This is a genomic window from Mycolicibacterium aurum (assembly GCF_900637195.1).
Classification (GTDB): Bacteria; Actinomycetota; Actinomycetes; order Mycobacteriales; family Mycobacteriaceae; genus Mycobacterium; species Mycobacterium aurum.
In genome coordinates this window covers 1888714-1907808 of sequence record NZ_LR134356.1, presented here as the reverse complement: position 1 = coordinate 1907808, position 19095 = coordinate 1888714, and the positions used below count along the sequence as shown (strand labels likewise).

The following is a 19095-nucleotide window of genomic DNA, read 5'->3' as shown; positions in this document are numbered from 1 at the left end:
TCGTATTTCATATACGAGATTGACATTCAGCACCCTCACTCAGGAGCACCACCGATGACCACATCCGACGTCAGCGACGAGGACTTCCGGGAGATCCTGGCGCAGACCCGTCAGTTCGTCCGCACCGCGGTGGTGCCACGCGAGCAGGAGATCCTCACCGAGGACCGGGTCCCCGACGACCTCCGCGACCAGGTAAAAGACATGGGGCTGTTCGGCTATGCGATCCCGCAGGAATTCGGCGGACTCGGACTGAACCTGGTGCAGGATGTCGAACTCGCGATGGAACTCGGTTACACGTCGCTGGCACTGCGGTCCATGTTCGGCACCAACAACGGCATCGCCGGTCAGGTCCTCGTCGGGTACGGCACCGATGACCAGAAGTCGACGTGGCTGGAGGGGATCGCGTCGGGTGACGTGGTGGCGTCGTTCGCCCTCACCGAACCGGGAGCCGGCTCCAATCCGTCCGGCCTTCGCACGAAAGCCGTCCGCGACGGCTCCGCCGACAACGCTGACTGGATCATCAACGGGCAGAAGCAGTACATCACCAACGCGCCCACCGCCGATCTGTTCGTGACGTTCGCCAGGACCAGGCCCGCCGACGACAAAGGTGCAGGCATCGCCGTGTTCCTGGTGGCCGCCGATACGCCCGGCGTCAAGGTCGGCCCGAAGGACAAGAAGATGGGCCAGGAAGGTGCGTGGACCGCCGACGTCACGTTCACCGACGTGCGCGTTCCGGCCGGTGCGCTCGTCGGGGGCAGCGTCGACATCGGTTACCGCGCGGCCATGACGTCACTGGCGCGCGGGCGCGTGCACATCGCCGCGCTGGCCGTCGGGACCGCGCAACGCGCACTCGATGAGTCTGTGGCCTATGCCGCCACCGCGACGCAGGGCGGCACACCCATCGGCGAGTTTCAGCTCGTGCAGGCGATGATCGCCGATCAGCAGACCGGCGTTCTCGCCGGCCGGGCGTTGGTTCGCGAGACCGCGCACAAGTGGATCAGCGACGAGGACCGCAGGATCGCCCCGTCGGCAGCCAAACTGTTCTGCACCGAAATGGCAGGCAAGGTCGCCGATCTCGCGGTACAGATCCACGGCGGCAGCGGGTACATGCGTGAGGTTGCGGTGGAGCGAATCTACCGGGACGTACGCCTGCTGCGACTGTACGAGGGCACCAGTGAGATTCAGCGGTTGATCATCGGAGGGGGACTCGTGAAGGCCCAGCGGAAGGCAATGCGATGACGGGTCGCCTGGACGGCCGGGTCGCGTTCATCACCGGAGCGGCGCGCGGGCAGGGCCGCGCCCATGCGGTGAGGATGGCCAATGAGGGCGCCGACATCATCGCCGTCGACATTGCAGGGCCGCTGCCGCCGTGCGTGCGCTACGACCCGGCGACTCCCGACGACCTTGCCGAGACCGTGAAGCTCGTCGAGGAGACCGGTCGCCGCATCGTGGCGTCGACGGTCGACACCCGCGACAGCGAAGGGCTTTGCGCCGCAGTCGAATCCGGCGTGACCAAGTTCGGCCGACTGGACATCATCGTCGCCAACGCCGGTGTCGCCGCGCCCCAGGTCTGGGATCAGATTCGGCCCGAGGACTTCCGCGACGTGATGGACATCAACGTGACAGGCACGTGGAACACGGTGATGGCCGGCGCGCAGAAGATCATCGACGGGGCCCGCGGCGGCTCGATCATCCTGATCAGTTCCGCTGCAGGAGTCAAGTTGCAGCCCTTTATGATTCACTACACGGCCAGCAAGCATGCGGTGACCGGCATGGCGCGCGCATTCGCCGCCGAGCTGGGCAAGCACTCGATCCGCGTCAACAGCGTCCACCCGGGCCCGGTGCTCACCCCCATGGGCAGCGGCGACATGGTGGCGGCGGTCGCCGCCACGATGGAGACCAACCCACAGCTGCAGCACATGATGACGCCGTTTCTGCCCACCTGGGCGCTGGAACCGGAGGACATCGCCGACACTGTGTGCTGGCTGGCCAGCGACGAGGCGAAATATATTACCGCGAGTGCGATTTCGGTCGATCAGGGCTCAACTCAGTACTGAGCCGAGCAACGTCCTTTCGAGGAACGCAACCTGATCGCTCGCTGTCTTGTCGAACCAGTCGTTACCCGGCCAGACGTCGAAGTGGTCGCACGGATAGTGGTGCACCTGGGCTCTGCCGTGCGCCGCCGTCGCCGCAACGGCGTCGGCGGGCACGTACCGGTCGAAGTCGGCGATCTGCACCAGCAGCGGGCAGCGCAGCTTCTTGGCCGCCGCGGTGGTGCGTATTCCGACCACTTCGAGTCCGATGGAACAGTCGATCTCGTTGCGCCATGTCGGTCCGGCCATCGCGGAATAGCTCTCATAAGCGCCCTCCAGCGCGAGGGCACCCGCCTCGCCGACCGGCGACACCAGCGGCATCGTGATGGGGGCGGCCCCGCGGCCGACCGCGATCCGGCTCTTCACGCCGGTCAGGGTCCAGCGCAACGACGTGACGATGTTGCGTGACGCCATCGCCGCGCGGCTCACCGCCATCCCGCTGGTCAGCGGCGTCAGCGCGACCACGGCACGGACGTCGTCCCGTTCGGCGGCCACCCGCAGCACGTGGCCGCCCGAGAACGACGCGCCCCACAGCGCGATCCGCTCGGCATCGACCCCGTCCAACGTCCTGGCCGCCTCGACCGCCGCGTGGTAGTCCTCGATCTGCCGCCGCACCGACAGCGACTGGCGCGGCTGCCCGCCCGACGCGCCGAAGCCGCGGTAGTCGAACGCGAACACGTCCAGCCCGGCGGCGGTGAAGCGTTGCGCGAACGGTTCCAGCCCGGAGTCCTTGGTCCCGCCGAAGCCGTGCGCCATCACGACCACCGGCCGCTGATCCCCATCGGCCTCGAAATGCCATGCGCTGCAGGGGTCGTCACCGCTGACGAAGCCGGCCTCGATACGCGTCATCGGCTGATCCCGGCCGCACGGCGCGTCCTCTGGATGCCTGCGGGAATCTCACGCTTGCGCAGATCATGGTCATAGATGAAGTAATCCACCTGCTGGGTGTGGCGCGGGCGGTCGGTGCAGTGTCCGGCGTGCAGCTGCTGATCGGCGTCGATGGTCTTCTCCATCTCGTCGACCGGGGGAAGCGCGTAGCGCCCGACCGCATACGCCGCCACGAGCCGGGCCTGGCACTCGACGAACGGGAACAGTGTCGGGACCGCCTGGGCGAAGCCGACGAAGGCGAGGTCATCGATGCCCGGCTTGAAGATCCGCTTGTAGAGCCGGATCGCGTTGTCGGGTGCGCTGATGAAGTCGGGATCGAAGAACGGGAAGGTGATGTTGTAGCCCGTGGCGTAGATGATGACGTCGAACTCGCCGCTGGTTCCGTCGACGAAGTGCACGGTGTGCCCGTCCAGACGGGCGATGTTGGGTTTGGCCGTGACATCGCCCGAGCCGAGCCGCAACGGCAACTCCACCGACTGTGTCGGGTGTGCCTCGAACAACTTGTGGTCCGCGGGCGGCAGGCCGTAGCTGGTCGGATCGGTTCCCAGCATCGGCGCGACCAGCTGTAGCGCCTTGCGCTGCCAGCGCAGGGGGAGGTAGGGCGACGTCTGGAACAACGTGTCGCCGGGTCGGCCCGCGATGTACTTCGGGACGATCCAGGCCGAGGATCGCGTCGAGAGAGTCACCTCGTTCCGCAATGCCTTCGACGACAGCTCGACCGTGATGTCGGCGGCACTGTTGCCGATCCCGACCACGAGGATGCGCCGGCCGCTCAGGTCCAGCGGCGTCGACGGATCGATGTAGGAGTGTGAGTGCATCGACTGGCCGGTGAACGAGCCGAGAAACTCCGGCTGGCGCGGATCCCAGTGATGGCCGTTGGCGACCACCAGTAGATCGGCGTGCCGCTCGGCGCCGGCCTGGTCGCGGATGCACCAGCCACCGTCGGCGTTCCTGGCGGCGTGCACCACCCCGTTGCCGAACTCGATGTGGTCGCGCAACCCGAAGACGTCGGCGTACTCGTCGAGGTAAGACTTGACCTGCGAATGATGCGGAAACGTCGGATAGTGCTCGGGCATCGGAAAGTCCTTGAAGGACAGTCGATGTTTGGACGTGTCGATATGCAGTGACCGGTAGGCGCTGCTACGTCCGTTGGGATTGCCGAATGCCCAGTTACCGCCGACGCGATCCGACGTTTCGAAGGTGGTGTAGCGGACGCCGTAGTCCTTGAGCATCTTGCCCGTTGTCAGGCCGCTGATACCGGCACCGATCACCGCAACCTGCGGATCTGTCCTGACCACTGTCACTCCTCGCGCCAGCACCGCATTTTTGACTTACGTCAAAAGTTTCTGACGCTTGTTCTACCACGGTGGTCGCGGCGCGGGGAGTGGGTCAGCCGAGAAAACGCACGATCGACTCGGCCACCGCCGCGGGCTTGTCGGAGCCTTCGATCTCCACCGTCGTGGCCAATGTCGCCTGCACCGCGTTGTCGAGCTGAGTCACCGAGGCGATCTCCGCCCGCGCCCGCAGCTTCGCGCCGACCCGGACCGGCGTGATGAAACGGACCTTGTTGTAGCCGTAGTTGATTGCCATTGCCACGTTGTCGACCGAGTAGAGCTGGTGCGTGAAATGCGGAAGCAGCGAAAGCGTGAGCAGACCGTGCGCGATCGTCCCGCCGAACGGTCCCTTGGCAGCTCGCTCGGGATCGACGTGGATCCATTGGTGATCGTCGGTCGCATCAGCAAAGAGATTCACCCGGTCCTGGGTGATCTCCAACCACTCGGTCGGGCCCAGTTGCGTGCCTTCGGCCGCGACGAATTCGGCGAGATCCTCGAACTTCTTCACTAGCTCTCCTTTCACCCCGGCCGTCCGCCAGGACGGCCGCGCGATGCGCCAAGCGTGCAATGCCGACCTCACAGTGCCACACGCCTACTCGGGCCGGCAGGGGCCCGGTGCGCGTCGGTGTGCCCCGCGCCGGGTGCCGGCGTTGCACCGAAGAGCACAGCAAAGACGTGCCGTCACTCTGGAGCGCGTCGACGGACCACGGTTCGGGGGTCGGCATGGCCACCAGCACCGTCCGCGACGCAGAACGGCAGCGCGGCAATTGTCGACAAAAAGCGCGCATCACGCCGGTGTCGACGGTCAACTGCATCGAATTGTCGCCGTGCCGACCGGTTGAAGCGCCCACATTTGACGCGAATTCACGAGCCCCGGGGTAACGCTTTCGACGTTGATTCCGAACTCGTAATTCGGAAAGAGAAAATGACACTCGGCTAGCTAGAAATACGGTCACCGGCGGCGAATACTTGACTAGTCATATTGATGCCGACATTCGATCCCGAAGTCGGCAGCGAGTGCCAGCGATTTCTACCCCCCACGTAAGGAAAAAAGCCGTGCCAATTTCGTCATTGAAATCCTCCCGCAAACACGATTTTCAGCTCGCCCGCAGCCACCGTTGGTGGGATGCGGATGCGCAATGCACGATGGTGATGTCCCAGCCTGACCTCGAGCCGGACCTGTGGCTGGAATACCTGGACGGCGCCGAGCGCAGTTACCGCAAGTACGGGGTCCAGGACGCTCTTGACGTCGCCGAGATCAGCGACGGGCACGACACCGCGATGTTCTGGGCGGCGCTGAATCCCTCGGGGCAGGTCATCGGAGGTGTCCGCGCCAAAGGTCCGCTGACGGGGGCCGACGATTCCCACGCGGTTGTCGAATGGGACGGCCAGCCCGGCCTGGCCGCGGTGCGCAAGATGATCGACGACCGCGTGCCGTTCGGAATCCTGGAGATGAAGTCCGCCTTCGTCACCGGAAACTCAGACTCCACGAAGGGAGTGACACGCGCCCTTGCCCGCAGCGGCTTCCACGCCATGGCCGCGATGGACCTCCAGTTCTGCATGGCCACCTCCGCCCCGCACGTCCTCGACAAGTGGCGTTCCTCCGGGGGTGTGGTCGCTTCGATCCCGGCGACCCCGTATCCGGATCCGCGCTACCGCACCAAGATGATGTGGTGGGACCGGCGAACATTCATCCGGCACGCCGAACCCGGCCAGGTGTCGCGCATCTTCAACGAGATCCTGGCGATGGAACGGCTGCGGGCCGCCTCGGCGGTCCATCAGCCGCTGCGCGATAATGCGCTGTGACATTTGAGCACTTTGATGCGCGAGCAGACAGCGTTACCGAGCTGGCGGACGCCGAGAGTGCCTGTAGCGCGGTAATTCTCGACCCTGCCGAGCCGAAAGGCCGACAGGCGCTGGACGCGCTGCGCGACGATCCGAGGATCGAGTTCCTCGATCGCACCGTCGAGCAGCTGGCCACACTGGCCGGCCTGCAACCGGCTCCGACGACCGACGTGACCGACGAACCACCGCGGTGGGCGTACTACCCGTGGCGGCGGAGCGTCGTCGGCATCCTCGGACCACGTGCGTATCGCCGCGTCCGAACCGACCGAAACCGCAACCTGATCACCACTGAAGAACAGGAGAAGCTCGGCAGGTTGCGGATCGGTGTGGTCGGACTCAGCGTCGGCCACGCTGTGGCACACACACTGGTGATGCAGGGCCTGTGCGGCGAGTTGCGACTCGCGGACTTCGACGATCTGGAGCTGTCCAATCTCAACCGGGTTCCGGCAACCGTTTTCGACCTCGGCCACAACAAGGCGCTCACCACCGCCCGGCGCATCGCCGAGATCGATCCCTATGTCAGTGTCCGCGTGCTGCATTCGGGGGTGACCCGGGACACGGTTGACGAGTTCCTCGACGGGCTCGACGTCGTCGTCGAAGAATGCGATTCACTCGACGTCAAGGCGCTGATCCGCGAACGCGCCCGGGCCCGACGGCTGCCGGTGGTGATGGCCTCCAGCGACCGCGGCCTGATCGATGTCGAGCGGTTCGATCTGGACCCGGAGCGGCCCATCTTCCACGGCTTGCTCGGTGAGCTGGATGCAGCCGGCCTCGCCGGCCTGGACAGCCGGGAGAAGATCCCGCACGTCCTGCGGATCATCGACGGCGGCAACCTCTCGGCGCGCGGCGCGGCATCCCTGGTCGAGGTCGGGCAGACGCTGTCGACGTGGCCCCAGCTGGCCGGCGACGTCCTTGTCGGGGCAGCCACCGTTGCCGAAGCGGTACGCAGAATAGGCCTGGGCGAACCACTTTCGTCGGGCAGAACCCGCCTGGACACTGCGGCGGCCCTCAGCGGACTCACAGACCCGGCGGAGCGGCCGCCCGCGCCCGGCTGGGATCCTCCCGCCGATGCACCCGCTCCCCCCGGCGACGCTGTGCACGCCGTCGCTCTGGCGGCCAGCCGTGCCCCGTCCGGCGGCAATATGCAGCCGTGGCACATCGGGTGGACAGCGACCGCCGTCACCGTCCGGCTCGCGCCCGAGTACCGGTCGACGATCGATGTCGGACTGCGGGGCAGCGCGGTAGCGGTGGGTGCCGCCGCATTCAACGCACAGGTCGCCGCCGCTGCGCATCACGTACTGGGGCGGACGGAATTCTCCGAAACCGAACCTGGGTCTCCGCTGAGTGCCGTCATCGAACTCGGCGACGGCACCGACGAATCCCTGGCTTCGCTGTTCCCGATCCTCGGCGACCGCGAGACCAACCGCCGGATGGGAACACCGTCGCGCCTGCCGGCCCGGACAGTCGAGGATCTGCTCCGTGCGGCCCAGCACGAGGGCGCCGGCCTGCAGCTGCTGGCCGACGACGTCGTCCTCGACCAGGCGGGCGTCCTGCTGGCCGAGACCGACCGGATCCGCTACCTGACGCCGCACCTGCACGCAGACATGGCGTCCGAGATGCGCTGGCCCGGCGACAGTGTGCCCGAGTCGGGCATCGACGTGCGCAGTCTCGAGCTGGCACCCGCAGAGCTCGTCACGCTCGACATCCTGCGCCGGCCCGATGTCATGTCCGAGTTGGCCGCGTGGGGCACCGGGGCGTCACTGGGTGCGGACACGCGGACGCGCATCGCACGCAGCTCGGCGTTGGCAGTGGTCATGACCGACGATCTCTCGCTGACCGGCTATGCCCGCGGCGGTGCCGCAGCCGAGGCGGTGTGGCTCGTCGCCCAACGTCACGGCCTTTCCGTACAACCGATCTCACCGGTCTTCCTCTACGCCCACACCGAGGATGAACTTGGCGAGCTCTCACCGCGATTCACCGGTCGATTGGCCGAATTGCAGAGTGCGTTTCGTCACTTGACGCCACATCGGTCAGGCGAGGCGCCGGTCCTGATCCTCCGACTGACCACCGCGGCACCCGCATCTGTCCGGAGCAGGCGACGGCCTCTCGACAATTCTGGCCCACCCGTATTCTGACTGCACCATGCCTGACAGCGACACACCACGCAGTCTCGACCTGGTCGTCACCACGGTGGCCACCCAGTTGATGGCGGCGAACGCGGCCACCTCCGTCGAAGTGAGCCAGCGCGTCCTTGCCGACCTTGTGGCCTATCTGGGCGTCGACGTCAGCTTTCTGCGCTACAACGACCACACGATCCGCGCATCGCGGTTGATCGCGGAATGGCCCGTCCGACCCGGAGTTCCCGATCCGGATCCCCTCGCCCTGGTGTACTTCGCCGACGCCGACCCGGTGTTCGCACAGTCCGAACACGGCAAGAAGCCCATGGTGTTTCGACCGGAGCCGGCGACCGACGACTACCAGAAGCGCATCGAGGAGACCCGGGACGTGCCTGCCACGTCGATGGCCGCCGCCCCGCTGGTCTCCGGCGAGCTCACCACCGGGGTGCTCGGGTTCATCAAGTTCGGCGACAGGGCATGGAGCGTCGAGGAACTCAACGCCCTGGAGGCGATCGCGTCGCTGTTCGCGCAGGTCCAGGCACGGGTGCAGGCCGAGGAGCAGTTGCGCTATCTGGCAGAACACGACGATCTGACGGGTCTGCACAACCGGCGGGCGTTGCTCGCCCATCTCGACGAGCGGCTGGCCGCGGGGGCGCCCGGACCGGTGTCGGCGCTGTTCTTCGACCTCGACAGGCTCAAGGCCATCAACGACTACCTGGGCCACACCGCGGGTGACTGGTTCATCCGGGTGCTGGCGGAACGGTTGAGAAGAGGCGCGGAGCACCCCAATCTGATCGCGCGGCTCGGCGGTGACGAGTTCGTCGTCGTCCCCGCGGCACCGATGGACGAGGAGGCCGCCGAGGAACTCGCCTACCGCTTGCAGTCGACGCTGCGCGAGCGCGTGTCGATCGACGGCGAGATGCTGACGCGTACCGTCAGTATCGGTGTGGCACAGGGTGTTCCAGGCCGTGACACCACATCCGACCTGCTCCGGCGGGCCGACCAGGCGGTGCTGACCGCCAAGAGCTCCGGCGGCAACAAGGTCGCCGTGTTCACCGAAGACATGTCGATGAAGAACGACTTCAACAACGACATCGAGCTTCATCTGCAGAGCGTCATCGAAAACGGTGCGCTGCTGCTGAACTATCTGCCGGAAGTCGACATGCGAACCGGGGACATCCTGGCCGCCGAGGCCCTCGTCCGGTGGCAGCACCCCACCCGGGGCCTACTGTCCCCCGAGTCGTTCATTGGGGTCGCCGAGTCGATCAACATGGCCGGGGAGCTGGGGCGCTGGGTGTTGCGGACGGCCTGCGCCGACTTCGCCGGCTGGCGGTCGCGCGGTGTCGGCAGGGACACGATCATGCGGATCAACGTGTCACCGGTGCAGCTGGTCACCGATGGTTTCGTGGACACGGTCGCGGGCATCGTCGACGAGTTCGACCTGGATCACGGTTCGGTCTGCCTGGAGATCACCGAGAGCGTCGTCGTCCAGGACATCGAGACCACCCGCGTCACACTCAACGGGTTGAAGCAGGCCGGCGTCCGGATCGCGATCGACGACTTCGGCACCGGTTACAGTGCGCTGTCGCACCTGAAGTCGCTGCCGGTCGACACCCTGAAGATCGACAAGGGATTCGTCCGCGAACTCGGTTCCGATCCGGGCGATCTCGCCATCGTGCGGGCGATCATCGCCCTGGCCGAAGCGTTCGGTCTCGAGCTGGTCGCCGAGGGGGTCGAAACCGACGCCGCGGCGTTGACGCTCCTCCGGCATGGCTGCCACCGCGCTCAGGGCTTTCTGCTGTCCCGCCCCATCGCCGGCGCGGCGATGGAATCGCTACTGGCCAAGGGCCGGATCCCGGTCAGCTTCTCGAAATCGTGACGGCACCGTCGGCCTGCTGGGGCACCGCGCCGGCGATCGCGGCGATCTCCTCGTTCGAGGTCAGCAGTTCGACACGCCCGAATCGGCTGCCGTCCTTGCCGATCAGGGCTATCCGCAGGTCGGCATCATCGGGAAGGCGCCGATAGAAGTCGTCACCGCCGGGAGGTGCCTGTCGGCAGACCAGCACTCCGTGGCGCGCACGAATCGCCAGCGGGCCATCCTCGGTCGAGAACACCGCGCCCACCACGGTGCCCTCCTCGAAGACCAGGCGGTCGAATCGGCGCACCCGGTGGGGCGGCAGTCCGCGGTCGAGCACCTCGGCGGTGAGCAATTCGACGACCGAACCGGCGGGGTCGTCGGAATCCGGGGTGATCGAGCCGATCTCGGAGACCATGACCAGCTCCCCCGGCCCGCACTCGGTCATCTCCGACGTCCAGTCGGTAACCCTGGTGTACAGATATCCCGACGGCGAGGCGATGCATTCGGCGGTCCACTCCCGCAGCCGCGAACCCTCGAAGGGCGGCCGTGGTCGGCGTCGGGCCGGCACCGCCTCCCCCGCCAGGCGTACAGGTAGATCGGCACCGCACTGCGCGAGCGCCGCGAGGTCGAGGTCCGCGGTCAGCTGGTTCCGGTATTCGGCGGTTGCCGCGTCGTCGCCGAAGTCGAACCATGTCCGACCGGCACCGCCCGTGCCCCCGGGGCGCGGCTCGTCGTGGGCGTCGGCCAGGAAGACCTCGGCGTCCCCGTCGATCGCCGAAATCGCGGTCGCCAATCCGGCCATACCGGAATCGGTACATACGACGTCGACTTCATCGTCCCATTCGGGTTCACAGGACACGGTTATTTGCCTCAAATTTGCCATGGCCGGAGTTTCTCGGCCTGCTAAAGGCTATGGCATGCCGGATATATAGACCAAACTGAAACTCAGCGCCCAGCCATCGCCGTCATATGCGGGCATCGGGGGCTTTGCCATAACAGGGCGAGGCAACAAACAGGCACCGGCTCCTTAACCTCGTCAGGCAGCTGTTTGCCGGTGCGGGACAGGTGGGACGTCGCCGACCGGCGGACCGGCGCACCCCGGACGTCCGCCCACATAACTAACTAGGTTTACTCTGTGTCTAGCCTCGGCGAGAAGGAGACATCCATGGACTTGGGCTGGTCGGCCACCGACCTCGCGTTCCGCGACGAAGTGCGGGCATTCCTCGACGACAAGCTGACGCCGGAGCTCCGCCGGGCCGGTCAACTGATGACCAGCGTGTACGCCGATCATGACGCGAGTATGGAGTGGCAGCGGATCCTGCACGAACGGGGCTGGGCCGCCCCGGCATGGCCGGTCGCCCACGGCGGCTGCGACTGGAGCCTCACCCAGCACTACATCTTCAGCCGAGAATCCACTCTGGCCGGCGCACCCTCGCTGTCGCCGATGGGAATCAGGATGGTCGCGCACGCCATCATCAAATTCGGCACCGACGAGCAAAAGAGCTACTTCTTGCCGCGCATCCTGACCGGCGAGGTGTTCTTCTGCCAGGGCTACTCCGAACCGGAAGCGGGTTCGGACCTCGCCGCGCTGTCCATGGCGGCGCGTGACGACGGCGACCACCTGGTGTGCACTGGCAGCAAGATCTGGACCACGCACGCCCGCGAGGCCAATTGGATGTTCGCGCTCGTGCGGACCGCGCGTTTGGACAAGAAGCAGCGAGGCATCACCTTCGTCCTCATGGACATGTCGACGCCCGGTGTCGAGATCAGGCCCCTCGTGATGACGTCGGGCGAAGAGGTGCAGAACCAGGTGTTCTTCGATGACGTGCGGGTGCCCAAGAACAACGTCATCGGCCAGATCGACGACGGATGGACGGTGGCCAAGTACCTGCTGGAGTTCGAACGCGGTGGCGGCGCGGTCGCACCCGGCTTACAGGTGATGGCCGAGAACATCGCCGCGGCCGCCGCCGGACAACCCGGTCCCGCCGGTGGCCGGCTCCTCGACGACCCCGCCTTCGCCCGCAAACTCGCCGATGTGAGGATGCGCACCGAGGTGCTGGAGATCCTCGAGTATCAGGTGCTGGCCGTGGTCGCCGGGGGCGGCAATCCCGGGGCGAAGTCGTCGATGCTCAAGGTCCTGGGCACCGAGTTGAGCCAGGCGATCACCGAACTCGCCATGGAGGCCGCCGGGCCCCGCGCCCGGGTGTACCAGCCCCACGCGACCTGTCCCGGTGGACCCATCGCGGACTTCGAGCCGCCCGCCGATGACTACGTCAGTGGTGAACCCTGGCAAGCGGTCGCGCCTCTGCGGTACTTCAACGACCGTGCCGGATCAATCTATGCCGGCAGCAACGAAATTCAGCGCAACATCCTCGCCAAGGCTGCATTGGGGCTCTAGATGGACTTCACACTCAACGACGAACAGGACCTGCTGCGCGGCGGCCTGACCCGTTTCCTCGCCACCCGGTACGACCTCGAAAAGAGCCGTGCCGCAGCCAAAACCGGTTCGGGCTGGCAGCCGGATATCTGGCGGGCGTTCGCCGACGAGCTCGGCATCCTGGGTGCCGCCCTGCCCGAGGAGCACGGCGGGATCGGCGGCGGTCCGGTGGAGATGATGCTCATCGCGGAAGCGCTGGGGCACGCGCTGGTGGTCGAACCTTACGTTGACACAGCCGTGGTTGCCGCCGGCGTGCTGCTGCGCGCCGGCGGGGACGCCGCGACCGCACTCCTGGACACGATCACCTCCGGCAGCGCCGTGGTGGCATTGGCCGCCACCGAGCCGACGTCCGGACAGCACTGGCAGAACGTCACCACGACGGCCCATCGCGACGGCGACGGCTGGGTGCTGACAGGCTCGAAGATCGTGGTGTCGAGCGCGCCGCTGGCCGGCCACGTGCTCGTCACCGCCCGGACTTCCGGCGCTCCGGACGACGCGGACGGAATCTCTCTTTTCCTCGTCGACATGGCCTCCGCGCCCACCGGTCTCACGATGCACGCCTACCGAACGATCGATGACCGGCGCGCCGCGGACATCACGCTGGAAGGAGTACGGCTTCCTGCGGAAGCACTGCTGGGCGACGAGGGCGGTGCATGGCCGTCGATCGCGCGTGCACGCGACGAAGGGGCCGCTGCGGTCAGCGCCGAAGCGGTGGGATGTATGCGCAAGGTCCTGGCCGACACCGTCGACTACTGCAAGCAGCGCCAGCAGTTCGGCCAGCCGATCGGCAGCTTCCAGGTGCTCCAGCACCGCATGGTCGACATGTACATGGAGGTGGAACAGGCGGCCGCCGCCGCGCTCCTGGCGATCCTGAAACTCGACACAGACGAGGCCACCCGCGCACAGGCGGTATCGGCAGCCAAGGCGACCGTGGGCAGGGCGGCGCAGTTCGTCGGTCAGCAGGCGGTGCAGCTGCACGGCGGCATGGGCATGACCGAGGAGTTGGCCATCGGCCACTACTTCAAGAGGCTGACCGCCCTGCAGTTCGAATTCGGGTCAACCGACCACCACATCACGCGCTACGGCCGGCTGACCACGCGGTAGCGATGCCGTCCGCGGTCGTCGCCGCGGTCCTTGCCGGTCTGTGCCGGCCAGGGCCGCACTGCGGTCCGGTCACGACTTTCGTGCCACGATCACCGGTCCACGCGCCGACTGGGCGACCTGCGAACCCACCGAGCCGAGCAGCATTCCGGCGAATCCGCCGCGTCCGTGACTGCCGACGACGAGCAGCTGTCCCCGTGCCGCTTCGTCCAGAAGCCGCCGGGCCGGCTGGTCGCGACACACCACCCGCCGCACGGACACATCGGGATAGCGCTCCTGCCACCCGGCGAGCCGCTCAGCCAGCAGCATGTCTTCCTCCGGCTGGATCTCGCTCCAACCGGAGTCGGGCAACGCGTATCCGGCGTCGCTCCAGGTGTGCACGGCGACCAGTTCGACACCCCGCCGCGAGGCCTCGTCGAAAGCGATCGCAGTGGCATGCTCGGACGCCGGCGAGCCGTCGATGCCCACCACGACAGGCGCCTGCGCGGGGTGGGGAATCAGCGGGTCCTCGTCGTGAATCACCGCCACCGGACAGTGCGCGTGCTGCGTCAGACCCGAGCTGACAGAACCGAGCAGACGGCGCTCCCACTTGCCGAGCCCGCGACTGCCGACGACGATCATGTCGGCGTCCTTGGACAGATCGGCCAGGGTGGGGACGGGCTGACCGGAGAGCACCTCTTCGGTGACTGCGGGTAGCTCGGCACCCTTGGTGGCCGCGTCGACGACGGCGCGCGCGTCGGTGAGGATCCGGCGCGCCTCGTCCTTTTCGTCCTCGTAGTACGACGCGGGTAGCGGAACCTGGATCCAGGACTGCATCGCCGCGCCGGGCAGGACATGGGCGAGCGTCAGGGGAACGCGACGCATGGCGGCATCCCGGGCCGCCCAGTCGACCGCGACCCGGGAGGGGGCCGACCCGTCCACTGCGACGATGATGCCGTGCGGAGCTGAGTGGCTGGACATCTGGCGTGCCTCCTTGAGCTGGGCGGCATTGGCTCCACCCGATACCCCGACGCTATGGCAGCGGCGCGCCGCAGGGCAGTGGGCGACGGTCACTTCCGCGGCGGGACCAAAGTCCCTTGCTCAGGTCAGCGCCGTCGGCGCCGCCGCCACCTTCACCAGCCGGACCTCGGGCCGGGCCGGTACCGCATCGGCGAGAAACCACCGGAATGCCAGATTTCCGCGCGGGTAGTCGAGCGTGGTCAACGAGTTGGGGTGAGTGGTCATCCCCCGCGAGACCACCACCGTCACCGATCCGTCGCTGTTGGGCACCGCGGTGAAACCGTTGAGCGAGCTGCGGGCATCCGCCACCCCGGGCACAGCCATGAACTGGTTCCACACCACCAGATTCCAGAAGCGGCAACTCGGCGGCCGGTGCGTGACCACCAGGGCTTCGTCGTCGGCCAGATCGAAGCTGCCGTAGGCATAGCAGGCGTCGCGCGCAGACCAACCGAAGTTGGCGTCGGGCACCTGGTAGGGCTCGGCGAAATCATTGGCGGCCATAGCAGTTTCATGACCGAGGCGGTGCTCGTCGGTGTTCTTCACGCCGACCGCAAGCGGCAGTATCGCAAACATCGTGCGCAACCACGCCGCACTCGCCCGCAGCGCGGCCGCCGTCTCCGCCTCGCCGTGCCGGAAGGGTTCCGGCGGATCCAGTGCCTCGATCGTCCACGACACCGGCCTGCCCACCAGTGGGTCCGCCTGGTAGTCACGAGTCATCAGGATCGCGGCGCCGGGCTCGGGCCCGAAGTCGAAGGCGAAGTTTCCGTCGTCGTCGACATCGAGGTCGTCGTCACGCAGGATCGCGACGATGCGGTCCGACCACGCGCCCGGTGCGGGTTCGTTGTAGGCAGTCACCGAGAAGTACACGCTGTCACCGCGATTCCCGGTGATCCGGTAGCGCCGGGCCGGATCGACCGGGCACATGTAGTAGATGGCGTCGGTGTTGTCACCGCCCCAACGGCGATCGGGGCGGAACGGCGAATTGACCTCGTGCCACCGTGGACGGCTCGGGTCGGCGAACAGGTAGGTGTCGAGGGCCACGCCGAGCGTGGTGGCGATCATGCGGTAGCCGTCGGCGATGTGGCGGTCATCGGTGACGGCCTTGGGCCCGGTCATGAACGACTCGTCGAGTCCGCGCAGGGTGTCCAGCAGTTCTCGCCACGCGGCGGTGGCCTCATGCGGTTCGGTGGTCATGAACTGATTCCTTTCGTGATCAACCGGGCGGTTCGGCCGACCCAGTTCTCATCGATGGCAGCGCCACGAGTGATCAAGGCCAGCAACGTCATTCCCGCGATGGACTCAGCGAGGTCGGTCGCGGTGACGTCTCGGCGGACCTCACCGCGCCGGGTGGCCGACTCGAGGTAGTCGGTGAGACCGCGAACCAGGATGTCGCCGAAACGTTCCAGCAGCGCGGTGTGCAGTGTGGGGTCCGATGCCATCTCGCCGATGAGACCGGGTAGCGCCGCGCGTGCGGCGGGCGTGCTGAGGACCGCGAGAGTGCGCCGGATCATCTCCTGGACATCACCTTCCAGCGACCCGGTCTCGGGAAGCTCGGTGGTCTCGTCGATCGGGAAGACGGCCTCGTGCACGAGGTGAGCCTTGCCCCGCCACCGCCGGTAGATCGCGGGCTTGCTGGTGCCGGCCCGCACCGCGATGGCGTCCAGGGACAGATCGGCATATGAGGACTCGCCGATCAACTCGACGGTGACCCGCAACACCGCCTCATCGATGGCGCGATTTCTGGGTCGCCCAACATCTGTCCTCATTACGATACTGAGAGTAACATAACTCGATGTGACGGACACCACAGAGGAGCTCATCCAGCTGCACGACCTGGCTGAGCCTCGATACAGCGCTGAGGCACAACAGCTTCGGCAGATGATGGCCACGCTCGCCGCCGACTGCCCACTGGACGCCGACGTGCTGCACGCGCGGGCGCGGGAGGCCACCGGCCTCGACGATTTCGGGCCCGACGACTACCGCGAGCGGCTGGACCTGTACGTGTCGGAGCTCGGCGAGATCGACATGCACGGGCCCGGAATCGTCAACTTCCACATGCAGCTCGTGCAGTGGCTGAAGAATCGACTGCTGCTCACCGACCTGCTCACGCGGCACCCCGAGATCGAGGACCTCGAACTGGTGCCCCCCGTGGTCATCGCGGGCCTCCCCCGGTCAGGCACCACCCACCTGCACAACCTGTTGGCGTCGGCGTCCACCTTTCGCAGCCTGCCGTACTGGGAGGGCGTCGAGCCGTTTCCACTGTCCGCCGAAGCGGGCGTGCACCCCGATCCGAGGATCGGCCGAATGGATGTCGCGGTCCAGACCATGGACCTGCTGATGCCGCACTTCGCGCTGATGCACGAAATGACCACCGACCACGTGCACGAGGAAATCCAGTTGCTGGCCAACGATTTCTCCACGATGTTGATGGAGACGCTCGCACAGGTGCCGCGCTGGACCGAGTACTACCGCAGCCGGGACCAGACGTCGTCGTATGAGTATCTGGTCACCCAGCTCAAGGCCCTGCAGTTCCTGCGTGGCGGCAGGCGATGGGTGCTCAAGTCACCCCAGCACCTCGAGCAGCTGCCGGTCCTGAGCGACGTCATGCCCGGCGTCGTCGTGGTGTTCACCCACCGTGACCCGGTGCCCGTCGCGCTGTCGATGATCGCGATGATCACGTATTCGGAACGGATGCACCGTGACATCGTCGACGTCTCCGCCGTCGCGCACTCCTGGGTGGACCGGCTGGAACGGCTTCTCGGCGCCTGCGTGCGGGACCGTGCCGTCATTCCGGCGGACCGCTCCGTCGACATCCGCTTCGACGACTTCATGGCCGATGAGGTGGGTGTCGCCGAAAACGTCTACCGCGTCGCGGGCGAATCCTTCACCGCCGAGGTCCGTTCCGCGGTGTCGGACTATCTGCACGCCCATCGCCGCGGCAGGCACGGCCGCGTGCACACCTCGGCGCAGATGTTCGGGCTGGACCCCGAGGAACTACGGGATCGGTTCGCGCCCTACGCGGCCCGATTTCTTACCTGACCACCTCACCGTCGCCCGAGCTGCACCGCCAGCGGCCGATGATCGGAGATCGGCTGTGGCGGCGTCTCACAGCTCATCGCGGTCAGGCCCGGGTCGTCGGTCAGCACGTGGTCGAGTTGCTGCTTGGGACCGTCGGCCGGGAACGTCGGCGCGGCAGCCAGGGACCGAAGCCCCGACCAGCGGCGCGCTGCAGCGGCCGACATATTGAGATCTCCGGTGAGGATCCTGGGTCCCGGTAATGCGCGCACATCGCGCATCAACCGGCGTACCTGGGACCGATTCCAGCCCGGGACGAACGACAGGTGGGTGTTGACCACCGTCAATTCGCCCAGCGGCGTGGCGAATTGGCCCACCACCGCTGCGCGGGGCTCCTCGTCGATGACCTTGACCCGGCCGGGCGCGTCCAGGTACATCGGGAAACGAAACGGAATCCTCGGCAACCGGATCACTTGCCAGTTCAGCGCCGGATAACGCGACAGCAGGGCGACGCCGTAGGCGGCGGTACCCGGCTGCTCTTCGCCGGTCGCGGCCATCCACGTCGCACCGGGGGTTCCGGCGATCGCCGCGACGAAGCGATGACTCTGCGCGCCCATCGCCTCGGCTGCCAGTGCGGTCAGGTCGGCGTGGCCGGACCTGGGCTGAACCGAGTCGACCTCTTGGAGCGCCAGGATGTCCGCGTCGAGCCGGGCCACGCAGTCGACGAAGCGGTCCAGGTCCACCTCGTCGCCGGGGGTGCGCCCATGCAGGATGTTGAACGTCACCAGCTTCATGGGTATCCCACTACCCACCTATCGGTCGAAAGCAACGGCGGTGTGAATGTCCCAGGACGATCTGCGGGAAGCGCTGAAGAGGGCGGCGTCGGCCCTCAAGGCCGACGGTCCCCCCTTTGCGCTGGCAGGAAGCTATGCGCTCTGGGTGCACGGCGGACCCGAACCCTTTCACGACGTCGACTTCGTGGTCGCCGAGGACGACGCCGAGCAGGCCGCCATCACGCTGTCCAAGGCCGGCTTCGACATCCGCCGGCCCCCGGAGGAATGGCTGTTCAAGGCGGCTCTGACCGTGGACGGTCCGGTCCTGGTGGATGTCCTTCACCGGATCAACCGGGTGCCGGTGGATTCCGCTCTGCTCGCGCGCGCCGAGATCCAGGACGTGCTCGCCCTGGCGATCCCGGTACTCGGTCCCACCGAGGTCGTCACCCAGAAGCTGCGTGCACTCCACGAGCACCACTGTGATTTCGCCACCCTGCTGCCGGTGGTGCGTGCGGTCCGCGAGCAGCTGGATTGGCCGCTGCTCCGGGACAAGACGTCGGACAACCCGTTCGCCGTGGCGTTCCTGTCGCTGTGCGACAGTCTCGACATCTCTCAAAATCCCTGAGCCGCACCAC

General features: G+C 66.8%; 17 protein-coding genes. 9 read left to right on the top strand and 8 right to left on the bottom strand.

Translation table 11 applies throughout. The features are described 5' to 3' along the window. Positions 1-54: 54 nt before the first annotated feature. Both EL337_RS09050 and EL337_RS09045 read left to right on the top strand, forming a co-directional pair. On the top strand, positions 55-1239 hold the full coding sequence (locus tag EL337_RS09050) for an acyl-CoA dehydrogenase family protein (protein ID WP_048634592.1): 1185 nt from the start codon (positions 55-57) through the stop codon (positions 1237-1239). Then, a complete protein-coding gene (locus EL337_RS09045) occupies positions 1236-2057 on the top strand; it encodes a mycofactocin-coupled SDR family oxidoreductase (RefSeq protein ID WP_048634591.1) in 822 nt (273 codons plus the stop codon). The genes EL337_RS09050 and EL337_RS09045 overlap by 4 nt, the downstream gene beginning before the upstream one ends. On the opposite strand, the gene EL337_RS09040 is transcribed toward EL337_RS09045, so the two are convergent. From EL337_RS09040 to EL337_RS09030, 3 genes are all read right to left on the bottom strand, one after another. Beyond that, positions 2043-2942, bottom strand: coding sequence for an alpha/beta hydrolase (locus tag EL337_RS09040; protein ID WP_048634590.1), 900 nt, complete (start codon positions 2940-2942; stop codon positions 2043-2045). The two genes, EL337_RS09045 and EL337_RS09040, sit on opposite strands and share 15 nt — an antisense overlap. Then, a complete protein-coding gene (locus EL337_RS09035) occupies positions 2939-4213 on the bottom strand; it encodes a flavin-containing monooxygenase (RefSeq protein WP_407662584.1) in 1275 nt (424 codons plus the stop codon). Before EL337_RS09035 ends, EL337_RS09040 begins: the two co-directional genes overlap by 4 nt. A gap of 157 nt (positions 4214-4370) precedes the next feature. Continuing rightward, the gene (locus EL337_RS09030) at positions 4371-4823 is read right to left on the bottom strand and encodes a MaoC family dehydratase (RefSeq protein ID WP_048634589.1); all 453 of its coding nucleotides are present in this window, start codon (positions 4821-4823) and stop codon (positions 4371-4373) included. Between the two features lie 548 nt (positions 4824-5371). Between EL337_RS09030 and EL337_RS09025 the strand changes: the two genes are divergently transcribed. Genes EL337_RS09025 through EL337_RS09015 form a run of 3 tightly spaced genes read left to right on the top strand, consistent with a single transcriptional unit; the run spans position 5372 to position 10156 of the window. After that, the gene (locus tag EL337_RS09025) at positions 5372-6121 is read left to right on the top strand and encodes a hypothetical protein (RefSeq protein WP_048634588.1); all 750 of its coding nucleotides are present in this window, start codon (positions 5372-5374) and stop codon (positions 6119-6121) included. Next, on the top strand, positions 6118-8295 hold the full coding sequence (locus EL337_RS09020) for an Rv1355c family protein (protein WP_083443242.1): 2178 nt from the start codon (positions 6118-6120) through the stop codon (positions 8293-8295). Before EL337_RS09025 ends, EL337_RS09020 begins: the two co-directional genes overlap by 4 nt. 7 nt (positions 8296-8302) lie before the next feature. Beyond that, a complete protein-coding gene (locus tag EL337_RS09015) occupies positions 8303-10156 on the top strand; it encodes a putative bifunctional diguanylate cyclase/phosphodiesterase (protein ID WP_048634587.1) in 1854 nt (617 codons plus the stop codon). Here EL337_RS09015 and EL337_RS09010 read toward each other — a convergent pair. Continuing rightward, positions 10137-10937 carry a hypothetical protein gene (locus EL337_RS09010; protein WP_232786892.1) on the bottom strand — a complete coding sequence of 267 codons (801 nt, stop codon included), beginning with the start codon at positions 10935-10937 and terminating at the stop codon, positions 10137-10139. The genes EL337_RS09015 and EL337_RS09010 overlap by 20 nt on opposite strands. Before the next feature lie 363 nt (positions 10938-11300). On the opposite strand from EL337_RS09010, the gene EL337_RS09005 reads away from it, so the two are divergent. Next, on the top strand, positions 11301-12533 hold the full coding sequence (locus EL337_RS09005; protein WP_048634585.1) for an acyl-CoA dehydrogenase family protein: 1233 nt from the start codon (positions 11301-11303) through the stop codon (positions 12531-12533). Beyond that, the gene (locus tag EL337_RS09000) at positions 12534-13676 is read left to right on the top strand and encodes an acyl-CoA dehydrogenase family protein (RefSeq protein WP_048634584.1); all 1143 of its coding nucleotides are present in this window, start codon (positions 12534-12536) and stop codon (positions 13674-13676) included. Positions 13677-13745: 69 nt separating this feature from the next. Here EL337_RS09000 and EL337_RS08995 read toward each other — a convergent pair whose 3' ends face one another. The 3 genes from EL337_RS08995 to EL337_RS08985 form a co-directional block, all read right to left on the bottom strand. Continuing rightward, positions 13746-14633 carry a universal stress protein gene (locus EL337_RS08995; protein ID WP_048634583.1) on the bottom strand — a complete coding sequence of 296 codons (888 nt, stop codon included), beginning with the start codon at positions 14631-14633 and terminating at the stop codon, positions 13746-13748. Between the two features lie 120 nt (positions 14634-14753). After that, complete coding sequence (locus tag EL337_RS08990; RefSeq protein WP_048634582.1) at positions 14754-15866, bottom strand: DUF1214 domain-containing protein; 1113 nt, start codon at positions 15864-15866, stop codon at positions 14754-14756. Then, on the bottom strand, positions 15863-16438 hold the full coding sequence (locus EL337_RS08985; RefSeq protein WP_048634581.1) for a TetR/AcrR family transcriptional regulator: 576 nt from the start codon (positions 16436-16438) through the stop codon (positions 15863-15865). Before EL337_RS08985 ends, EL337_RS08990 begins: the two co-directional genes overlap by 4 nt. A gap of 112 nt (positions 16439-16550) precedes the next feature. On the opposite strand from EL337_RS08985, the gene EL337_RS08980 reads away from it, so the two are divergent. Continuing rightward, positions 16551-17711: a sulfotransferase family protein gene (locus EL337_RS08980; protein WP_197724266.1), complete on the top strand. Its 1161-nt coding sequence runs from the start codon at positions 16551-16553 to the stop codon at positions 17709-17711. Positions 17712-17716: 5 nt separating this feature from the next. Here EL337_RS08980 and EL337_RS08975 read toward each other — a convergent pair whose 3' ends face one another. Further along, entirely contained in the window at positions 17717-18481 is a 765-nt protein-coding gene (locus EL337_RS08975) for an endonuclease/exonuclease/phosphatase family protein (protein ID WP_048634579.1), read from the bottom strand. A gap of 46 nt (positions 18482-18527) precedes the next feature. Here EL337_RS08975 and EL337_RS08970 point away from each other — a divergent pair, with 46 nt between their 5' ends. After that, a complete protein-coding gene (locus EL337_RS08970) occupies positions 18528-19085 on the top strand; it encodes a hypothetical protein (protein WP_048634578.1) in 558 nt (185 codons plus the stop codon). Positions 19086-19095: the final 10 nt, after the last annotated feature.

What these genes read in the sequence shown, in the direction of transcription:
- EL337_RS08970 (WP_048634578.1), top strand. Translation starts at nt 18,528, where the DNA reads ATGTCCCAGGACGATCTGCGGGAAGCGCTGAAGAGGGCGGCGTCGGCC.
- EL337_RS08975 (WP_048634579.1), bottom strand. Translation starts at nt 18,481, where the DNA reads ATGAAGCTGGTGACGTTCAACATCCTGCATGGGCGCACCCCCGGCGAC.
- EL337_RS09010 (WP_232786892.1), bottom strand. Translation starts at nt 10,937, where the DNA reads ATGGCCGGATTGGCGACCGCGATTTCGGCGATCGACGGGGACGCCGAG.
- EL337_RS09045 (WP_048634591.1), top strand. Translation starts at nt 1,236, where the DNA reads ATGACGGGTCGCCTGGACGGCCGGGTCGCGTTCATCACCGGAGCGGCG.
- EL337_RS09050 (WP_048634592.1), top strand. Translation starts at nt 55, where the DNA reads ATGACCACATCCGACGTCAGCGACGAGGACTTCCGGGAGATCCTGGCG.
- EL337_RS09005 (WP_048634585.1), top strand. Translation starts at nt 11,301, where the DNA reads ATGGACTTGGGCTGGTCGGCCACCGACCTCGCGTTCCGCGACGAAGTG.
- EL337_RS08990 (WP_048634582.1), bottom strand. Translation starts at nt 15,866, where the DNA reads ATGACCACCGAACCGCATGAGGCCACCGCCGCGTGGCGAGAACTGCTG.
- EL337_RS08995 (WP_048634583.1), bottom strand. Translation starts at nt 14,633, where the DNA reads ATGTCCAGCCACTCAGCTCCGCACGGCATCATCGTCGCAGTGGACGGG.
- EL337_RS09000 (WP_048634584.1), top strand. Translation starts at nt 12,534, where the DNA reads ATGGACTTCACACTCAACGACGAACAGGACCTGCTGCGCGGCGGCCTG.
- EL337_RS08980 (WP_197724266.1), top strand. Translation starts at nt 16,551, where the DNA reads ATGATGGCCACGCTCGCCGCCGACTGCCCACTGGACGCCGACGTGCTG.
- EL337_RS08985 (WP_048634581.1), bottom strand. Translation starts at nt 16,438, where the DNA reads ATGAGGACAGATGTTGGGCGACCCAGAAATCGCGCCATCGATGAGGCG.
- EL337_RS09035 (WP_407662584.1), bottom strand. Translation starts at nt 4,213, where the DNA reads ATGCTCAAGGACTACGGCGTCCGCTACACCACCTTCGAAACGTCGGAT.
- EL337_RS09015 (WP_048634587.1), top strand. Translation starts at nt 8,303, where the DNA reads ATGCCTGACAGCGACACACCACGCAGTCTCGACCTGGTCGTCACCACG.
- EL337_RS09040 (WP_048634590.1), bottom strand. Translation starts at nt 2,942, where the DNA reads ATGACGCGTATCGAGGCCGGCTTCGTCAGCGGTGACGACCCCTGCAGC.